The sequence below is a fragment of the Pseudomonas sp. genome (genome assembly GCF_030684895.1).
Taxonomy (GTDB): Bacteria; Pseudomonadota; Gammaproteobacteria; order Pseudomonadales; family Pseudomonadaceae; genus Aquipseudomonas.
This window is the reverse complement of record NZ_JAUXXP010000016.1, coordinates 12,043-26,274: the sequence shown is the minus strand read 5'-3', so window position 1 is coordinate 26,274 and position 14,232 is coordinate 12,043. Positions and strand designations below refer to the sequence as shown.

19 protein-coding genes are annotated in these 14,232 nt (G+C 59.9%); 9 read left to right on the top strand and 10 right to left on the bottom strand.

All coding sequences use genetic code 11. The features are described 5' to 3' along the window. Window positions 1-60: 60 nt before the first annotated feature. From Q8M42_RS03095 to Q8M42_RS03050, 10 genes are all read right to left on the bottom strand, one after another. On the bottom strand, window positions 61-333 hold the full coding sequence (locus Q8M42_RS03095; protein ID WP_304868323.1) for an HPr family phosphocarrier protein: 273 nt from the start codon (window positions 331-333) through the stop codon (window positions 61-63). Between the two features lie 12 nt (window positions 334-345). Further along, on the bottom strand, window positions 346-1,203 hold the full coding sequence (rapZ, locus tag Q8M42_RS03090) for an RNase adapter RapZ (RefSeq protein ID WP_275961879.1): 858 nt from the start codon (window positions 1,201-1,203) through the stop codon (window positions 346-348). A 2-nt stretch (window positions 1,204-1,205) separates the two neighbouring features. Beyond that, window positions 1,206-1,679, bottom strand: coding sequence for a PTS IIA-like nitrogen regulatory protein PtsN (gene ptsN, locus Q8M42_RS03085; protein ID WP_304868325.1), 474 nt, complete (start codon window positions 1,677-1,679; stop codon window positions 1,206-1,208). Between the two features lie 15 nt (window positions 1,680-1,694). Beyond that, on the bottom strand, window positions 1,695-2,003 hold the full coding sequence (gene hpf / locus Q8M42_RS03080; RefSeq protein ID WP_090255510.1) for a ribosome hibernation-promoting factor, HPF/YfiA family: 309 nt from the start codon (window positions 2,001-2,003) through the stop codon (window positions 1,695-1,697). Between the two features lie 192 nt (window positions 2,004-2,195). After that, window positions 2,196-3,710 (bottom strand): RNA polymerase factor sigma-54, encoded by a 1,515-nt coding sequence (locus Q8M42_RS03075; RefSeq protein ID WP_304868328.1) that lies wholly within the window; start codon window positions 3,708-3,710, stop codon window positions 2,196-2,198. A gap of 138 nt (window positions 3,711-3,848) precedes the next feature. Further along, a complete protein-coding gene (gene lptB / locus Q8M42_RS03070) occupies window positions 3,849-4,574 on the bottom strand; it encodes an LPS export ABC transporter ATP-binding protein (RefSeq protein WP_304868330.1) in 726 nt (241 codons plus the stop codon). Between the two features lie 2 nt (window positions 4,575-4,576). Next, window positions 4,577-5,119, bottom strand: a complete 543-nt coding sequence (gene lptA / locus Q8M42_RS03065; protein ID WP_304868331.1) for a lipopolysaccharide transport periplasmic protein LptA — start codon at window positions 5,117-5,119, stop codon at window positions 4,577-4,579. Continuing rightward, window positions 5,106-5,675, bottom strand: a complete 570-nt coding sequence (gene lptC, locus Q8M42_RS03060; protein WP_304868333.1) for an LPS export ABC transporter periplasmic protein LptC — start codon at window positions 5,673-5,675, stop codon at window positions 5,106-5,108. Before lptC ends, lptA begins: the two co-directional genes overlap by 14 nt. Before the next feature lie 7 nt (window positions 5,676-5,682). Beyond that, window positions 5,683-6,222, bottom strand: coding sequence for an HAD family hydrolase (locus tag Q8M42_RS03055; protein ID WP_304868335.1), 540 nt, complete (start codon window positions 6,220-6,222; stop codon window positions 5,683-5,685). Further along, window positions 6,222-7,196: a KpsF/GutQ family sugar-phosphate isomerase gene (locus Q8M42_RS03050; RefSeq protein WP_304868337.1), complete on the bottom strand. Its 975-nt coding sequence runs from the start codon at window positions 7,194-7,196 to the stop codon at window positions 6,222-6,224. The genes Q8M42_RS03055 and Q8M42_RS03050 overlap by 1 nt, the downstream gene beginning before the upstream one ends. A gap of 246 nt (window positions 7,197-7,442) precedes the next feature. Here Q8M42_RS03050 and Q8M42_RS03045 point away from each other — a divergent pair, with 246 nt between their 5' ends. From Q8M42_RS03045 to hisD, 9 genes are all read left to right on the top strand, one after another. Beyond that, window positions 7,443-8,252, top strand: coding sequence for an ATP-binding cassette domain-containing protein (locus tag Q8M42_RS03045; RefSeq protein WP_304868339.1), 810 nt, complete (start codon window positions 7,443-7,445; stop codon window positions 8,250-8,252). Then, window positions 8,252-9,049, top strand: coding sequence for a lipid asymmetry maintenance ABC transporter permease subunit MlaE (gene mlaE, locus Q8M42_RS03040; RefSeq protein WP_304868341.1), 798 nt, complete (start codon window positions 8,252-8,254; stop codon window positions 9,047-9,049). Before Q8M42_RS03045 ends, mlaE begins: the two co-directional genes overlap by 1 nt. Continuing rightward, window positions 9,049-9,519 (top strand): outer membrane lipid asymmetry maintenance protein MlaD, encoded by a 471-nt coding sequence (mlaD, locus tag Q8M42_RS03035; RefSeq protein WP_304868343.1) that lies wholly within the window; start codon window positions 9,049-9,051, stop codon window positions 9,517-9,519. Before mlaE ends, mlaD begins: the two co-directional genes overlap by 1 nt. Before the next feature lie 15 nt (window positions 9,520-9,534). Next, window positions 9,535-10,167 carry a phospholipid-binding protein MlaC gene (locus tag Q8M42_RS03030; RefSeq protein WP_304868345.1) on the top strand — a complete coding sequence of 211 codons (633 nt, stop codon included), beginning with the start codon at window positions 9,535-9,537 and terminating at the stop codon, window positions 10,165-10,167. Beyond that, window positions 10,164-10,472: a lipid asymmetry maintenance protein MlaB gene (locus tag Q8M42_RS03025; RefSeq protein ID WP_304868347.1), complete on the top strand. Its 309-nt coding sequence runs from the start codon at window positions 10,164-10,166 to the stop codon at window positions 10,470-10,472. Before Q8M42_RS03030 ends, Q8M42_RS03025 begins: the two co-directional genes overlap by 4 nt. 121 nt (window positions 10,473-10,593) lie before the next feature. After that, complete coding sequence (locus Q8M42_RS03020) at window positions 10,594-10,833, top strand: BolA family protein (RefSeq protein WP_090255487.1); 240 nt, start codon at window positions 10,594-10,596, stop codon at window positions 10,831-10,833. 12 nt (window positions 10,834-10,845) lie between these two features. Next, window positions 10,846-12,111, top strand: coding sequence for a UDP-N-acetylglucosamine 1-carboxyvinyltransferase (gene murA, locus Q8M42_RS03015; RefSeq protein ID WP_136665413.1), 1,266 nt, complete (start codon window positions 10,846-10,848; stop codon window positions 12,109-12,111). Between the two features lie 4 nt (window positions 12,112-12,115). Then, window positions 12,116-12,751: an ATP phosphoribosyltransferase gene (gene hisG, locus Q8M42_RS03010; RefSeq protein WP_304868352.1), complete on the top strand. Its 636-nt coding sequence runs from the start codon at window positions 12,116-12,118 to the stop codon at window positions 12,749-12,751. Between the two features lie 122 nt (window positions 12,752-12,873). Beyond that, window positions 12,874-14,184: a histidinol dehydrogenase gene (gene hisD, locus Q8M42_RS03005; protein ID WP_305283322.1), complete on the top strand. Its 1,311-nt coding sequence runs from the start codon at window positions 12,874-12,876 to the stop codon at window positions 14,182-14,184. The last annotated feature ends 48 nt before the right edge of the window (window positions 14,185-14,232 follow it).

Here is a 14,232-nt window from a genome sequence, read left to right as displayed (position 1 = left end):
GTGTATGAAAAAGGGGCTGTCGCGTAAGCGCTCAGCCCCTTTTTACTGTCCCTCGATCAGCTATTCGCCTTCGTCGAAGTAGTTGTTGATCAATTCGCTCAGCGCCTGCAGCGCTTCGGCATCCTGTTCGCCTTCGGTATGCAGGTGTACGGCCGTGCCTTTACCGGCGGCGAGCATCATCACCGCCATGATGCTCTTGCCATCGACCAGGCTCTCCGGCGTGCGGCCAACTTTGACCTGACAGGGGAAACGCCCGGCGACGCCGACAAACTTGGCTGCCGCGCGGGCGTGCAGGCCAAGCTTGTTGATAATGGTGATTTCGCAGGCGGGCATCGCGGCAATTCCTTAACTGAGGTCGCGGTGGCGAATCTGAACATTTTTCAGGATGGGTTTGAGGGTTTCACCCAGGCGGTTGGCCAGGTACACCGAGCGGTGATGGCCGCCGGTGCAGCCAATCGCCACCGTGACGTAGGCGCGGTTGCTGGCAGCAAAGCGCGGCAGCCACTTGGTCAAGTAGGCGAGAATGTCCTGGTACATGTCCTCGACATCGGCCTGGGCCGAGAGGTAATCGACTACCGGCTGGTCGAGCCCGGAGAAATCGCGCAAGTCCGGCTTCCAGTAGGGGTTGGGCAGGCAGCGCACATCGAATACCAGGTCGGCATCCACCGGCATACCGCGCTTGAAACCGAAGGATTCCAGCAGAAACGCGGTGCCCGGCTCTGGCTGATTGAGCAGGCGCAGCTTGAGGCTGTCGCGCAGCTGATACAGATTGAGATGGGTGGTGTCGATTTTCAGATCGGCCAAATCGATGATCGGCCCGAGCAGCAGGCTTTCATCGGCGATGGCTTCGGCCAGCGAGCGGCTTTCGTTGGTCAGCGGGTGGCGCCTACGGGTTTCCGAGAAACGCTTGAGCAAGGTCTCTTCGTCGGCATCCAGGTAGATCACATCGCACTTGATATGCCGCGCGCGAACTTCTTCAAGCAGCTCAGGGAAGCGCTTGAGATGGCTCGGCAGGTTGCGTGCATCAATCGACACCGCGACCTGCGGATGCAGCAGTTCGGTGTGCAGCAGGGCGCGCTCGGCCAATTCAGGCAGCAGCCCGGCCGGCAGGTTGTCGATGCAGTAGAAGCCGTTGTCCTCAAGTACATCGAGGGCGGTGCTCTTTCCTGAGCCGGAGCGACCGCTGACGATGATCAGGCGCATGCTCAGGCTCGGTTGAGTTGGCTTTGTACGTCCACGACCACCTGATACAGGGCTTCGCTGCTTTCGGCTTGGCGCAGACTGGTACGTACATCGCTGCGATCAAGCATGCTGGCGATCTGCCTGAGCAGTTCCAGGTGAGCATCGGTGGCGGCCTCTGGCACCAGCAGGACAAACAGCAGGTCCACCGGTGCACCGTCGATGGCATCGAAGTCCACGGCGGCGTCCAGGCGCAGCAAGGCGCTGATCGGCGCAGTGCAACCGGGCAGGCGACAGTGCGGAATGGCAATGCCATTACCGAAACCGGTCGAGCCGAGTTTTTCGCGGGCAATCAGGCTTTCGAAGATGTCTTGGCCGTCCAGGTCAGGCAGCTCGCGCGCCACCAGGTTGGCAATCTGTTCGAGAACACGTTTTTTGCTGCCGCCCGGCACGTTCACCAGGGAACGGCCGGGGGTCAGGATAGTTTCAAGTCGGATCATAGGAGATAGACGATGTCAGCGGGCCATAGCGCCCTGTTGACGTTCGAGCTGTTTTTCCTTGTGTTTGATGAGTTGTCGGTCGAGTTTATCAGTCAGTAGATCGATGGCTGCGTACATGTCTTCATGCTCGGCGTTGGCAACAACTTCGCCGCCGGCAATGTGCAGGGTCGCTTCGATTTTCTGTTTGAGTTTCTCGACCTCCATGGTGACTTGCACGTTGGTAATTTTGTCGAAGTGGCGCTCCAATCGGCCGAGTTTTTCGGCGATGTAGTCGCGTAGGGCGTCGGTCACATCCAGCTGGTGTCCACTGATGTTGACTTGCATACCGCTTTCTCCTTGTTGCCGTGTGTAAGAGGCAGGCGAGAGACCTGCCGCCGGAACACTGTGGCGTGGAAGACTCTACGGAACGAGCCTGGCACGGTCGCTGATTGCTTGTTGGCAGTATGGCTGCTTTTGCGAAAAGGCGAGGCCGGGGGTGTTCTGTATCGAGTGGTCGTCTTCCTTCTTCGTGCCGCCTTAGATCAATCGTTTGCGCTCACTGGAAGGCGCTATTCCGAGGGACTCACGGTACTTGGCGACCGTGCGGCGAGCGACTTGAATGCCCTGTGCTTCCAGTAAACCAGCGATCTTGCTGTCACTCAACGGCTTTTTCGCATTTTCCGCCGCGACCAGTTTTTTGATGATGGCGCGGATCGCAGTGGACGAGCATTCGCCGCCCTCGGAGGTGCTGACATGGCTGGAGAAGAAGTATTTCAGCTCGTAAATGCCACGCGGGGTATGCATGAATTTTTGCGTGGTCACACGCGAGATGGTCGACTCGTGCATGCCCACCGCTTCGGCAATATCGTGCAGCACCAAAGGCTTCATCGCCTCGTCGCCGTAATCGAGGAAGCCGCGCTGGTGCTCGACGATCTGCGTGGCGACCTTCATCAGCGTCTCGTTGCGGCTTTGCAGGCTTTTGATAAACCAGCGCGCTTCCTGCAGCTGGTTGCGCATAAAGGTGTTGTCGGCGCTGGAGTCGGCGCGTTTCACAAACCCTGCGTATTGCGCGTTCACCCGCAGGCGCGGCATGGCTTCCTGGTTGAGTTCCACCAGCCAGCGCTCGTTGTGTTTGCGCACGATTACGTCGGGCACCACGTATTCCGGCTCGCTGGATTCGATCTGCGAGCCGGGGCGCGGGTTGAGGCTCTGAATCAGGTCGATAACCTGGCGCAGCTCATCTTCCTTGAGCTTCATGCGGCGCATCAGCTGGCTGTAGTCGCGGCTGCCGAGCAGGTCGAGGTAGTCACTGGCCAGGCGCTGAGCTTCGCTCAACCATGGGGTTTTCGTCGGCAGCTGACGCAGTTGCAGGAGCAGGCACTCGCCCAGGTTGCGCGCGGCGATGCCGGTAGGCTCGAACTGCTGGATGCGATGCAGCACGGCTTCGACTTCGTCGAGCTCGATATCCAATTCCGGATCGAAAGCTTCGACCACTTCTTCCAGGGTCTCTTCCAGGTAGCCCTGTTGGTTGATGCAGTCGATCAGGGTGACGCCGATTAGGCGATCCTTATCCGACATCGGGGCCAGGTTGAGCTGCCACAGCAGGTGGCTTTGCAGGCTCTCGCCGCTGGAGGTGCGGGTGGTGAAATCCCACTCGTCGTCATCGTTGCTGCTGCTGGGCAGGCTGCTGGCGCTGGTCTGGTAGATGTCTTCCCAGGCGGTGTCGACGGGCAGCTCGTTGGGAATACGCTCGCCCCAATCGCCTTCTTCCAGGTTGTCCACGGTCTGCGTGGCTTCCTGGTAGTTGGTTTCCTGATAGGGCGCTTCGGGCTGTTCGCTGGGGCTGGCGCTTTCTGCGCCATCGGCCATAGGGTCCGAATTGTCGAAATCATCGCCATCTTCCTGGCGTTCGAGCATCGGGTTGGACTCCAAGGCCTCCTGGATCTCTTGTTGCAGATCCAGGGTAGACAGTTGGAGCAGGCGGATGGCCTGTTGCAGCTGCGGTGTCATCGTCAGCTGCTGGCCCATTCTCAGGACTAGCGATGGTTTCATTGCAGACCTTATTTACCGGCGTCTGTGCGCAATCCACTACAGGGCGTTTTCAAAAAGCGCCACTAGGAAGCAAATTATATGCCTGACTTTAAGGGTTTTGCCTAGCCTTGGCTGCAGTCAGCTTGAGAAAAGCTGTGGTTACAGCCGGAACTCATGCCCCAGGTAAACTTCTTTGACTGTCTGGTTGGCCAGAATTGCCTCGGCATCACCTTCGGCGATCAGTTGACCATCGCTGACGATATAGGCGGTTTCGCAGATATCCAGGGTCTCGCGCACGTTGTGATCGGTGATCAACACACCGATGCCCTTGGCTTTGAGGTGATGGATGATCTGCTTGATGTCGCCCACGGAAATCGGGTCGACACCGGCGAACGGCTCGTCGAGCAGGATGAACTTGGGGTTGGTTGCCAGGGCGCGGGCAATTTCCACGCGGCGGCGCTCACCACCGGACAGGCTCATGCCGAGGTTGTCGCGGATGTGGCTGATATGGAATTCCTGCAGCAGGCTTTCAAGTTCCTTGCGGCGTGAGGCGCCGTCGAGGTCCTTGCGGGTTTCCAGGATGGCCATGATGTTGTCGGCCACGCTGAGCTTGCGGAAAATCGAGGCTTCCTGTGGCAGGTAGCCAATACCGGCGCGGGCGCGGCCATGCATGGGCTGATGGCTGACGTCGAGGTCGTCGATCATCACGCGGCCCTGATCGGCCTGTACCAGGCCAACGATCATGTAGAAGCAGGTGGTCTTGCCGGCGCCGTTGGGGCCTAGCAGGCCGACGATCTGTCCGCTGTCGATGCTCAGGCTGACGTCACGCACGACCTGGCGGCCTTTGTAGCTTTTAGCCAGGTGTTGGGCTTTCAATGTGGCCATTATTACTGCGCCTGCTGGTCGGCTGGTTTGTTCTTCGGCTGGATCACCATGTCGATGCGCGGACGTGGCGCAGTGACGTTGCTGCCTGTGGCGCGGCCGGCGTTGACGATCTGGCGCTGGGTGTCATAGACGATTTTCTCGCCTTCGAAGGTGTTGCCTTCCTGAATCACCTTGGCTTGGTCAATCAATACAACGCGATCATTGGCCATGAAGTATTGGATGGTCAGGCCGTAGGCTTTGACGATCTGCTTGTCGGCGGACGGTTTCTGCTCGTAGTAGGCCGGCTTGCCAACCGAGGTAAATACCTCGACATCGCCCTGGGCGTTCTGGGTGATGGTCACGGTGTCGCCGGTGACCTTCATGGTGCCCTGGGTGATGACGACGTCGCCGCGATAAACCGCCACGCCTTGCTTGTCGTCCAGTTCTGCGCTGTCGGCCTGGATGCGAATCGGCTGTTCGCGGTCGGACGGCAGGGCCCAGGCGCTGACACTTCCGAGTGCGGCGCTGAGGCTAAGTAGTAGGGGGAGGGTGTTAACGAGCCTCATGCTGACCTCTTACGTTGGACAGCAGGAGCATCCTGCCGTCATTCATGTACGCTTTCATTCCTTTTGCCGTGGTCACCCCATTGGCCGCGTCGATTCTAACGGCTTGCTGGGTCTGCGCATATTCCTTCTCGGGGAATACGGTCAGGCGACTGGTGGTGAGGATAGTCGGGCGACCTTTGGCGTCGGTACGCTCAACGCGCACCTTGTCGATCAGTTCGACCTCAACACCGCCTGGCGATACTTCGCCGCGTTCGCTGCGGATTTTCCAGGGCAGCTCGGTGCCGCGGAACAGGTTCATGTTCGGGCTGGTCATTAGGGTGATGTCGCTGGCCTTGATGTGCTCGACCTTGTCGGCGTTTAGCTCGTAGTGCAGCTTGCCATCGGCCTGGTATTGCACGGTATAGGTGTTGGTGGCGTAAAAATCGATGGCGTTGTCAGTTTCAGCGCTGCGCGATTGCTGGCTAAAGCCATCCGGACTGAGGTTCCAGTAGCCGAGTGCCGCCACTAGCAGGGCGACAAAGGCGAACAGAACAATATTGAATAACTTGCGGGGCATGGTTGGCCTATAGGTAAGCGGCTTGAGCGGCTTCAAGGGTGCCTTGGGCGTGCATGATCAGTTCGCAGAACTCACGTGCGGCGCCTTCGCCACCGCGAGCACGGGTGATTCCGTGGGCATGCTGGCGGACAAAGCCGTCGGCGCTGGCGACCGCCATGCCCAGGCCTACGCGGCGGATCACCGGCAGGTCGGGCAGGTCGTCACCCAGGTATGCGACCTGTGCATAGTCTAGGCCCAGTTCGCCGAGTAGCTCATCGAGTACCACCAGCTTGTCTTCGCGGCCCTGGTACAGGTGTTGAATCCCCAGGTTCTGCGCGCGGCGCTCAACCACCGGGGTTTTGCGGCCGCTGATAATAGCGGTGCGCACGCCCGAGTTGATCAGCATCTTGATGCCATGGCCGTCGAGGGTGTTGAAGGTCTTGAATTCGCTGCCATCGACCAGAAAGTACAGCTTGCCGTCGGTGAGCACGCCGTCAACGTCGAAAATCGCCAGTTTGACGGCTTTGGCGCGTTGTAGCAGATCGGGGTTGATCACGTCGGCGCTCATCACATCACCCCGGCGCGGAGCAGGTCGTGCATGTTCAGCGCGCCAATTGGTAGGTCGTTGTCGTCGATCACCACCAGCGAGCTGATCTTGTGGTCTTCCATGATTTTCAAAGCCTCTGCCGCGAGCATTTCCGCGCGGGCGGTCTTGCCGTGGACGGTCATTACGTCATCAATAATGGTCTGGCGCACGTCAATATTACGATCCAGGGTGCGGCGCAGGTCGCCGTCGGTAAATATTCCGGCTAGGCGGCCATCGTTCTCGGTCACCACGGTCATGCCCAGACCCTTCTGGGTCATTTCCAGTAGCGAGTCGCGTAGCGAGGTGCCGCGCTTGACGCGTGGTAGGCTGTCGCCGGCGTGCATGACGTTCTCCACCTTGAGCAGCAGGCGTCGGCCCAATGCACCGCCCGGGTGGGAGAAGGCAAAGTCTTCGGCGGTAAAGCCGCGGGCTTCCAGCAGGGCAATGGCCAGGGCGTCGCCCAGTACCAGCGATACAGTAGTGGAAGAGGTTGGGGCCAGGTTCAGCGGGCAGGCTTCCTGGGACACGCGGGCGTCCAGGTTGACTTCGGCGGCCTTGGCCAGTGGCGATTCCGGGTTGCCGGTCATGCTGATCAGGCGGATGCCGAGGCGCTTGATCAGCGGCAGCAGGGTGACGATTTCTGCGGTGGAGCCGGAGTTGGACAGGGCCAGCACCACGTCGTCGCGGGTGATCATGCCCATGTCGCCATGGCTCGCTTCGGCCGGATGCACAAAGAACGCGGTGGTGCCGGTGCTGGCCAGGGTGGCGGCAATCTTGTTGCCGACATGGCCGGACTTGCCCATGCCGACCACGACCACGCGGCCTTTGCTGGCGAGAATCAGCTCGCAGGCGCTTACGAAATCACCGTTGATACGCGCCAGCAGATCCTGGATGGCTTCGAGCTCCAGGCGAATGGTGCGCTGCGCTGACTGGATCAGATCGGTGGACTGGCTCATGACTTCTCTGCGGCGTACGGGCTAAAAGCTGCCGATTATAACGGTAAAGGGGCGCCTGCCCAGTGTTTCCAATTGTCAGTTGTTGGTTGGAACTGTGCGGCGCTTATCTTCGGCAACACCTTCAGTCTTGGGCGAGGAATGCGGCGATGGTATAGTTCGCGGCCATTTTCGGTACGTTCGACGAGCCGTAGTGCCCTTTGTTCGGGGCGGTGCGTCAGTCAGGCAAGCGTTGAGCAAGGAGTCCAGATGAGCGCCGAGAACCCGTATGCAGTTGAGCTGAAGGGCGTCAGCTTTAAACGCGGCGAGCGGGATATTTTCCAAAACATCGATATTCAGATTCCCCGTGGCAAGGTCACCGGGATCATGGGGCCGTCTGGCTGTGGCAAAACCACCCTGCTGCGCCTGATCGCCGCTGAGCTTAAGCCGAGCCAGGGTGAAGTCTGGGTCAATGGCCTGAATTTGCCGACGCTGTCGCGCAGTGAACTGTTCGATATGCGCAAGCAGATGGGCGTGCTGTTCCAGAGTGGTGCGCTGTTTACAGACCTGGACGTGTTCGAGAACGTCGCTTTTCCGCTGCGAGTGCATACCAAGCTGCCGGAAGAGATGATTCGCGACATCGTGCTGATGAAATTGCAGGCAGTGGGCCTGCGCGGTGCTCTGGAGCTGATGCCGGATGAGTTGTCGGGCGGTATGAAGCGCCGCGTGGCGCTGGCTAGGGCGATTGCCCTGGACCCGCAAATACTGATGTATGACGAACCTTTCGTCGGCCAGGACCCGATTGCCATGGGCGTTCTGGTACGTCTGATTCGTCTGCTGACAGATGCGCTGGGGATCACCAGCATAGTGGTGTCCCATGACCTGGCGGAAACCGCGAGCATTGCCGACTACATCTATATCGTCGGCGACACCCAGGTGCTGGGGCAGGGCACGCCTGACGAGTTGAAAGCATCTGAGGACCCCCGCGTACGTCAATTTATGCAGGGCATTCCCGATGGTCCGGTGCCGTTTCACTTTCCTGCGGCCAATTACCGCGACGATCTTCTGGGGGAGCGCTGATGCGCAAGACATCTGTGCTCGAGCGGGTGCGCTTGTTCGGTCGCGCCGGTATTGATGTGGTGGCTACGCTGGGGCGTTCGGTGCTTTTTCTGCTGCGCGCACTGTTTGGTCGGGGTTCGACCGGCAACAGTTTTCAGCTGTTGATCAAGCAGTTGTATTCGGTTGGGGTGATGTCCTTGGCCATCATTGTCGTGTCCGGCATCTTTATCGGCATGGTGCTATCGCTGCAGGGCTTTAGCATTCTGGCCAAATACGGCTCGGAGCAGGCGGTGGGGCAGATGGTCGCCCTGACGCTGCTGCGTGAGCTGGGGCCGGTGGTGACTGCCTTGCTGTTTGCCGGGCGCGCCGGCTCGGCGTTGACCGCAGAAATCGGCAATATGAAATCCACCGAGCAACTGTCGAGCCTGGCGATGATCGGCGTTGACCCGCTCAAATATATTGTCGCACCGCGCTTGTGGGCTGGTTTTATCTCGATGCCGCTGCTGGCGATGATCTTCAGTGTGGTTGGTATCTGGGGCGGCGCGATGGTCGCCGTCGACTGGCTGGGGGTTTATGAAGGCTCGTTCTGGGCCAATATGCAAAGCAGTGTTTCGTTTCGCGAAGATGTGCTCAATGGCGTGATCAAGAGCGTGGTTTTTGCGTTTGTCGTGACCTGGATCGCCGTGTTCCAGGGCTATGACTGTGAGCCGACTTCGGAAGGGATTAGTCGTGCCACCACGAAAACCGTGGTGTACGCCTCACTCGCCGTATTGGGGCTGGACTTTATTCTGACCGCTTTGATGTTTGGAGATTTCTGATGCAGAACCGCACGCTGGAAGTTGGTGTCGGCTTGTTCCTGTTGGCCGGGCTGTTGGCTTTGCTGCTGCTGGCCTTGCGCGTCAGCGGCCTGACCGTCGGCAGCAGCGACAATACCTACAAGGTGTATGCGCACTTTGAGAATATCGCCGGTTTGACGGTCAGATCGAAAGTGACCATGGCCGGAGTGACCATCGGCAAGGTCACCGCGATTGATCTGGACCGCGACAGCTATATGGGGCGTGTCACCATGGTGCTGGATGATGCCGTGGATAACCTTCCGGCAGACTCCACTGCCTCGATTTTGACCGCGGGCCTGCTGGGCGAGAAGTACATTGGGATTAGCGTGGGTGGCGAAGAAGAGGTGCTGCGCGATGGCGGCACTATTCACGACACGCAGTCGTCATTGGTACTGGAAGACCTGATTGGCAAGTTTCTGCTTAATTCGGTCAACAAAGACCAGGCTAATTAAATAGAGGTACTGATTATGTTCAAAGCACTGCGTAACGGTCTGTTTATCTGTTTGGCCGCCATGTCCTTGCCGTTGCTGGCGGCTCCGGCGGCCCATGAAGTGGTGCAGCAGACCACCACCACGCTGCTGGCCGACCTCAAGGCCAACAAGGAGCAGTACCGCACCGATCCGGGCGCGTTTTACAACGCCCTGAACAGCATTCTCGGCCCGGTAATGGATGCTGATGGTATGTCCCGTGGCGTGATGACCGTGCGTTACTCGCGCCAGGCTTCGCCGGAACAGATGCAGCGCTTTCAGGAAAACTTCAAACGCAGCCTGATGCAGTTCTATGGCAATGCCCTGCTCGAATACAACAACCAGGACATTCGTGTTCTGCCGGTTGCTGGTCAGCAGGACCCAGAGCGTACAGCGGTTAATATGGAAATCAGGGACGGCAAGGGCGTGGTCTACCCGCTGTCCTACACCATGGTTAATCAGGGCGGCACTTGGAAGATGCGCAATGTGGTGATCAATGGCATCAACGTCGGAAAACTGTTCCGTGACCAGTTCGCCCAGGCCATGCAGGACAATCGCAATGACCTGGACAAGGTCATCGATAACTGGACCGAAACCGTCGCCAAAGCCCGCCAAGGGGCTAATGCATCGTGAGTCAGGCCAGTATCAGCGAGGCGTCGCCCGGGGTTTTCAGCCTGGTCGGTGTACTCGACTACTTGAGCGTCCCGGCGCTGCGCGAACAAGGCGCGCGCCTGCTCAAGGTCAGTCCGGCCGCTGCGTGCGTGCTCGATTGCGCCGGCGTGGAGAAGTCCAGCAGCGTCGGGCTGGCGCTGTTACTGGCGTTTATGCGTGACGCCAATGCGGCCGGCAAGAGCCTGAGCGTGAGCAATCTGCCCAAGGATATGCGTGAGATCGCGGGCGTTTGCGGGCTGCTGGAGATTCTTCCGCTGCAGGTCTGAGCGGGGCTTCGGTCGGCTGGCAATAATGCGGGGTTCGCAGGCGGGGGGCTTTTTTGTATGATGCTCGGCCCGCGAGCGTCTGCTCGGCAGTCGTTAATTCATGCAGTGATCGAGGTTGAGCATGCAGGCCTTAGAAGTAAAGAGTCTCCTTGAGGCTAAATTGCCCGATACCCAGGTGGAAGTTGAAGGCGAAGGCTGCAACTTTCAGCTGAACCTGATCAGTGACGAATTGGCCGCCCTTAGCCCGGTTAAACGCCAGCAGCAGATCTACGCTCACCTCAATGCCTGGATCGCCGATGGCAGCATCCACGCCGTGAGTATGAAATTCTTCAGCCGTGCCGATTGGGCTGCGCGCTCCTAAACCGAGAGAATCATGGACAAACTGATTATTACCGGCGGTGTGCGCCTTGATGGCGAAATCCGCATTTCCGGGGCGAAGAACTCTGCCCTGCCGATTCTCGCTGCCACCCTGCTCGGTGACGCGCCTGTCACTATTTGCAACCTGCCGCACCTGCACGACATCACCACCATGATCGAGCTGTTCGGTCGCATGGGGATCGAGCCGATCATCGACGAGAAGCTCAGTGTGGAAGTCGACGCGCGGGCGATCAAGACCCTGGTTGCACCCTATGAGCTGGTGAAAACCATGCGCGCATCGATCCTGGTGCTCGGCCCGATGGTCGCGCGCTTCGGTTATGCCGAAGTGGCCCTGCCAGGTGGCTGCGCCATCGGCTCGCGTCCGGTTGACCTGCACATCCGTGGCCTCGAAGCCATGGGTGCAATCATTGATGTCGAAGCCGGCTACATCAAGGCCAAGGCCCCGGAAGGCGGTCTGCGTGGTGCGCACTTCTTCTTCGATACCGTCAGTGTGACCGGTACCGAAAACATCATGATGGCCGCCACTCTGGCCAAAGGCCGCAGCGTGCTGGAAAACGCCGCGCGTGAGCCGGAAGTGGTTGACCTGGCCAACTGCCTGATCGCCATGGGCGCGAAAATCAGCGGTGCCGGCACCGACACCATCACCATTGATGGCGTTGAGCGCCTGCACGGCGCGCGCTTCAGCGTGATGCCTGACCGTATCGAAACCGGCACCTACCTGGTGGCTGCGGCGGCCACCGGTGGCCGGGTCAAGGTCAAGGACACCGATCCGACCACCCTGGAGGCGGTGCTGTCCAAGTTGCAGGAGGCCGGTGCTGAAGTCACCTGCGGCAACGACTGGATCGAACTGAACATGCATGGCAAGCGGCCGAAGGCCGTCAACCTGCGTACTGCGCCGTATCCGGCGTTTCCCACCGATATGCAGGCGCAGTTTATTGCCCTCAATGCGATTGCCGAGGGCACCGGTACGGTGATCGAAACCGTATTTGAAAACCGCTTTATGCACGTGCATGAAATGATCCGTATGGGCGCGCAGATTCAGGTCGAAGGCAACACTGCCATTGTTACCGGCGTCGAAACCCTCAAGGGCGCGCCAGTCATGGCCACCGACCTGCGTGCGTCGGCCAGCCTGGTGATCTCGGCGCTGGTTGCCGAGGGCGACACCTTGATCGACCGCATCTACCACATCGACCGTGGCTACGAGTGCATCGAAGAAAAACTGCAGATGCTGGGTGCCAAAATCCGCCGTATTCCGGGTTGATGCCATGCTGACTATTGCCCTTTCCAAAGGCCGGATTCTCGATGACACCCTGCCGCTGCTGGCGGCGGCGGGCATCGAGCCGACCGAGAACCCGGACAAAAGCCGCAAGCTGATCATCCCCACCACGCTGGACGATGTGCGCCTGCTGATCGTGCGTGCCACCGATGTGCCGACCTATGTCGAGCACGGTGCGGCCGATCTTGGTGTGGCCGGTAAAGACGTGCTGATGGAATACGGTGGCCAGGGCTTGTACGAGCCGCTGGACCTGCGTATTGCCCAGTGCAAACTGATGACTGCTGGTGCTGTCGGGGCACCTGAGCCGAAAGGCCGGCTGCGTGTAGCGACCAAGTTCGTCAACGTGGCCAAGCGGTATTACGCCGAGCAGGGCCGTCAGGTCGATATCATCAAGCTGTATGGCTCGATGGAGCTGGCGCCGCTGGTGGGCTTGGCTGACAAAATCATCGACGTGGTCGATACCGGCAACACCCTGCGCGCCAATGGCCTGGAAGCCCAGGAACTGATCGCTACGATCAGCTCGCGCCTGGTGGTGAACAAGGCGTCGATGAAGATGCAGCACGCGCGCATTCAGGCGTTGATCGACACCCTGCGCGATGCGGTCGAAGCGCGACACCCCCGCTGAGTCTTATGGCCGCCGCTGTGCGGCCTAACCTATCCGCGTTATAGCCAAAATTCTCAGGTGCCCGCGCGGAGTGGTTGTTACTCTACGGGCGCTTGAGCATTTGCCAATTTAAGAGGCCCGCTATGACCGCTCCTATCGCTATCCGCCGACTCAATGCCGCTGACCAGGACTTTGCCCAGCATCTGGATCATCTGCTGAGCTGGGAAAGTGTCTCGGATGATGCGGTCAACCATCGCGTGCTGGAGATCATCAAGGCGGTGCGTGAGCGTGGCGATGTGGCATTGGTCGAGTTCACCAAGCAGTTCGACGGTCTGGATGTGGCCTCCATGGCGGATCTGATTCTGCCGCGCGCGCGCCTGGAGCTGGCCCTGACCCGCATCACCCCGGAGCAGCGCAGCGCCTTGGAAAAAGCCGCCGAGCGCGTACGCAGCTACCACGAGCGGCAGAAGCAGGACTCCTGGAGCTACACCGAGGCCGACGGTACGGTGCTGGGGCAGAAGGTTACGCCGCTGGACCGCGCCGGCCTGTATGTGCCGGGCGGCAAGGCCTCGTACCCATCCTCGGTACTGATGAACGCGATTCCGGCCAAGGTTGCCGGCGTGCCAGAAGTGGTGATGGTGGTGCCAACCCCGCGTGGCGAAATCAATGAGCTGGTGCTGGCGGCCGCCTGCATCGCTGGGGTCGACCGGGTATTCACCATTGGCGGCGCCCAGGCCGTGGCCGCGTTGGCCTATGGCACCGAGAGCGTGCCGCCGGTGGACAAGATCGTCGGTCCCGGCAATATCTATGTCGCCACCGCCAAGCGCCACGTGTTCGGCAAGGTCGGCATCGACATGATCGCCGGTCCTTCGGAGATTCTGGTGGTGTGTGACGGCCAGACCGATCCGGACTGGATTGCCATGGACCTGTTCTCCCAGGCCGAGCACGACGAAGACGCCCAGTCGATTCTGGTCAGCCCCGATGCGGCCTTCCTTGACCGCGTCGCCGAGAGCATCGCCAAACTGCTGCCGACCCTGGAGCGCGAGACGATTGCCCGCACTTCGCTGGAAGGTCGCGGTGCGCTGATTCTGGTGGCCGATATGGCGCAGGCCATTGAAGTGGCCAATCGCATTGCCCCAGAGCACTTGGAACTCTCGGTAGAAAACCCCGAGCAGTACTTGCCGCTGATCCGTCACGCGGGCGCGATCTTTATGGGCCGCTACACCGCCGAGGCCCTTGGCGATTACTGCGCCGGCCCCAACCACGTGCTGCCAACCTCCGGCACGGCGCGCTATTCCTCGCCGCTGGGGGTGTATGACTTCCAGAAGCGCTCGTCGATCATTCATTGTTCGGCCGAGGGTGCATCGGAGTTGGGCAAGGTTGCCAGTGTGCTGGCCCGTGGCGAGTCGCTGACCGCCCACGCCCGCAGCGCCGAGTACCGCATCAAGAGCTGATGGCTGTTTTGTAGGGTGGACAACGCTTTGCTTGTCCACCGTCTTGTC

What these genes read in the sequence shown, in the direction of transcription:
- Q8M42_RS03095 (WP_304868323.1), bottom strand. Translation starts at nt 333, where the DNA reads ATGCCCGCCTGCGAAATCACCATTATCAACAAGCTTGGCCTGCACGCC.
- rapZ (WP_275961879.1), bottom strand. Translation starts at nt 1,203, where the DNA reads ATGCGCCTGATCATCGTCAGCGGTCGCTCCGGCTCAGGAAAGAGCACC.
- ptsN (WP_304868325.1), bottom strand. Translation starts at nt 1,679, where the DNA reads ATGATCCGACTTGAAACTATCCTGACCCCCGGCCGTTCCCTGGTGAAC.
- hpf (WP_090255510.1), bottom strand. Translation starts at nt 2,003, where the DNA reads ATGCAAGTCAACATCAGTGGACACCAGCTGGATGTGACCGACGCCCTA.
- Q8M42_RS03075 (WP_304868328.1), bottom strand. Translation starts at nt 3,710, where the DNA reads ATGAAACCATCGCTAGTCCTGAGAATGGGCCAGCAGCTGACGATGACA.
- lptB (WP_304868330.1), bottom strand. Translation starts at nt 4,574, where the DNA reads ATGGCCACATTGAAAGCCCAACACCTGGCTAAAAGCTACAAAGGCCGC.
- lptA (WP_304868331.1), bottom strand. Translation starts at nt 5,119, where the DNA reads ATGAGGCTCGTTAACACCCTCCCCCTACTACTTAGCCTCAGCGCCGCA.
- lptC (WP_304868333.1), bottom strand. Translation starts at nt 5,675, where the DNA reads ATGCCCCGCAAGTTATTCAATATTGTTCTGTTCGCCTTTGTCGCCCTG.
- Q8M42_RS03055 (WP_304868335.1), bottom strand. Translation starts at nt 6,222, where the DNA reads ATGAGCGCCGACGTGATCAACCCCGATCTGCTACAACGCGCCAAAGCC.
- Q8M42_RS03050 (WP_304868337.1), bottom strand. Translation starts at nt 7,196, where the DNA reads ATGAGCCAGTCCACCGATCTGATCCAGTCAGCGCAGCGCACCATTCGC.
- Q8M42_RS03045 (WP_304868339.1), top strand. Translation starts at nt 7,443, where the DNA reads ATGAGCGCCGAGAACCCGTATGCAGTTGAGCTGAAGGGCGTCAGCTTT.
- mlaE (WP_304868341.1), top strand. Translation starts at nt 8,252, where the DNA reads ATGCGCAAGACATCTGTGCTCGAGCGGGTGCGCTTGTTCGGTCGCGCC.
- mlaD (WP_304868343.1), top strand. Translation starts at nt 9,049, where the DNA reads ATGCAGAACCGCACGCTGGAAGTTGGTGTCGGCTTGTTCCTGTTGGCC.
- Q8M42_RS03030 (WP_304868345.1), top strand. Translation starts at nt 9,535, where the DNA reads ATGTTCAAAGCACTGCGTAACGGTCTGTTTATCTGTTTGGCCGCCATG.
- Q8M42_RS03020 (WP_090255487.1), top strand. Translation starts at nt 10,594, where the DNA reads ATGCAGGCCTTAGAAGTAAAGAGTCTCCTTGAGGCTAAATTGCCCGAT.
- murA (WP_136665413.1), top strand. Translation starts at nt 10,846, where the DNA reads ATGGACAAACTGATTATTACCGGCGGTGTGCGCCTTGATGGCGAAATC.
- hisG (WP_304868352.1), top strand. Translation starts at nt 12,116, where the DNA reads ATGCTGACTATTGCCCTTTCCAAAGGCCGGATTCTCGATGACACCCTG.
- hisD (WP_305283322.1), top strand. Translation starts at nt 12,874, where the DNA reads ATGACCGCTCCTATCGCTATCCGCCGACTCAATGCCGCTGACCAGGAC.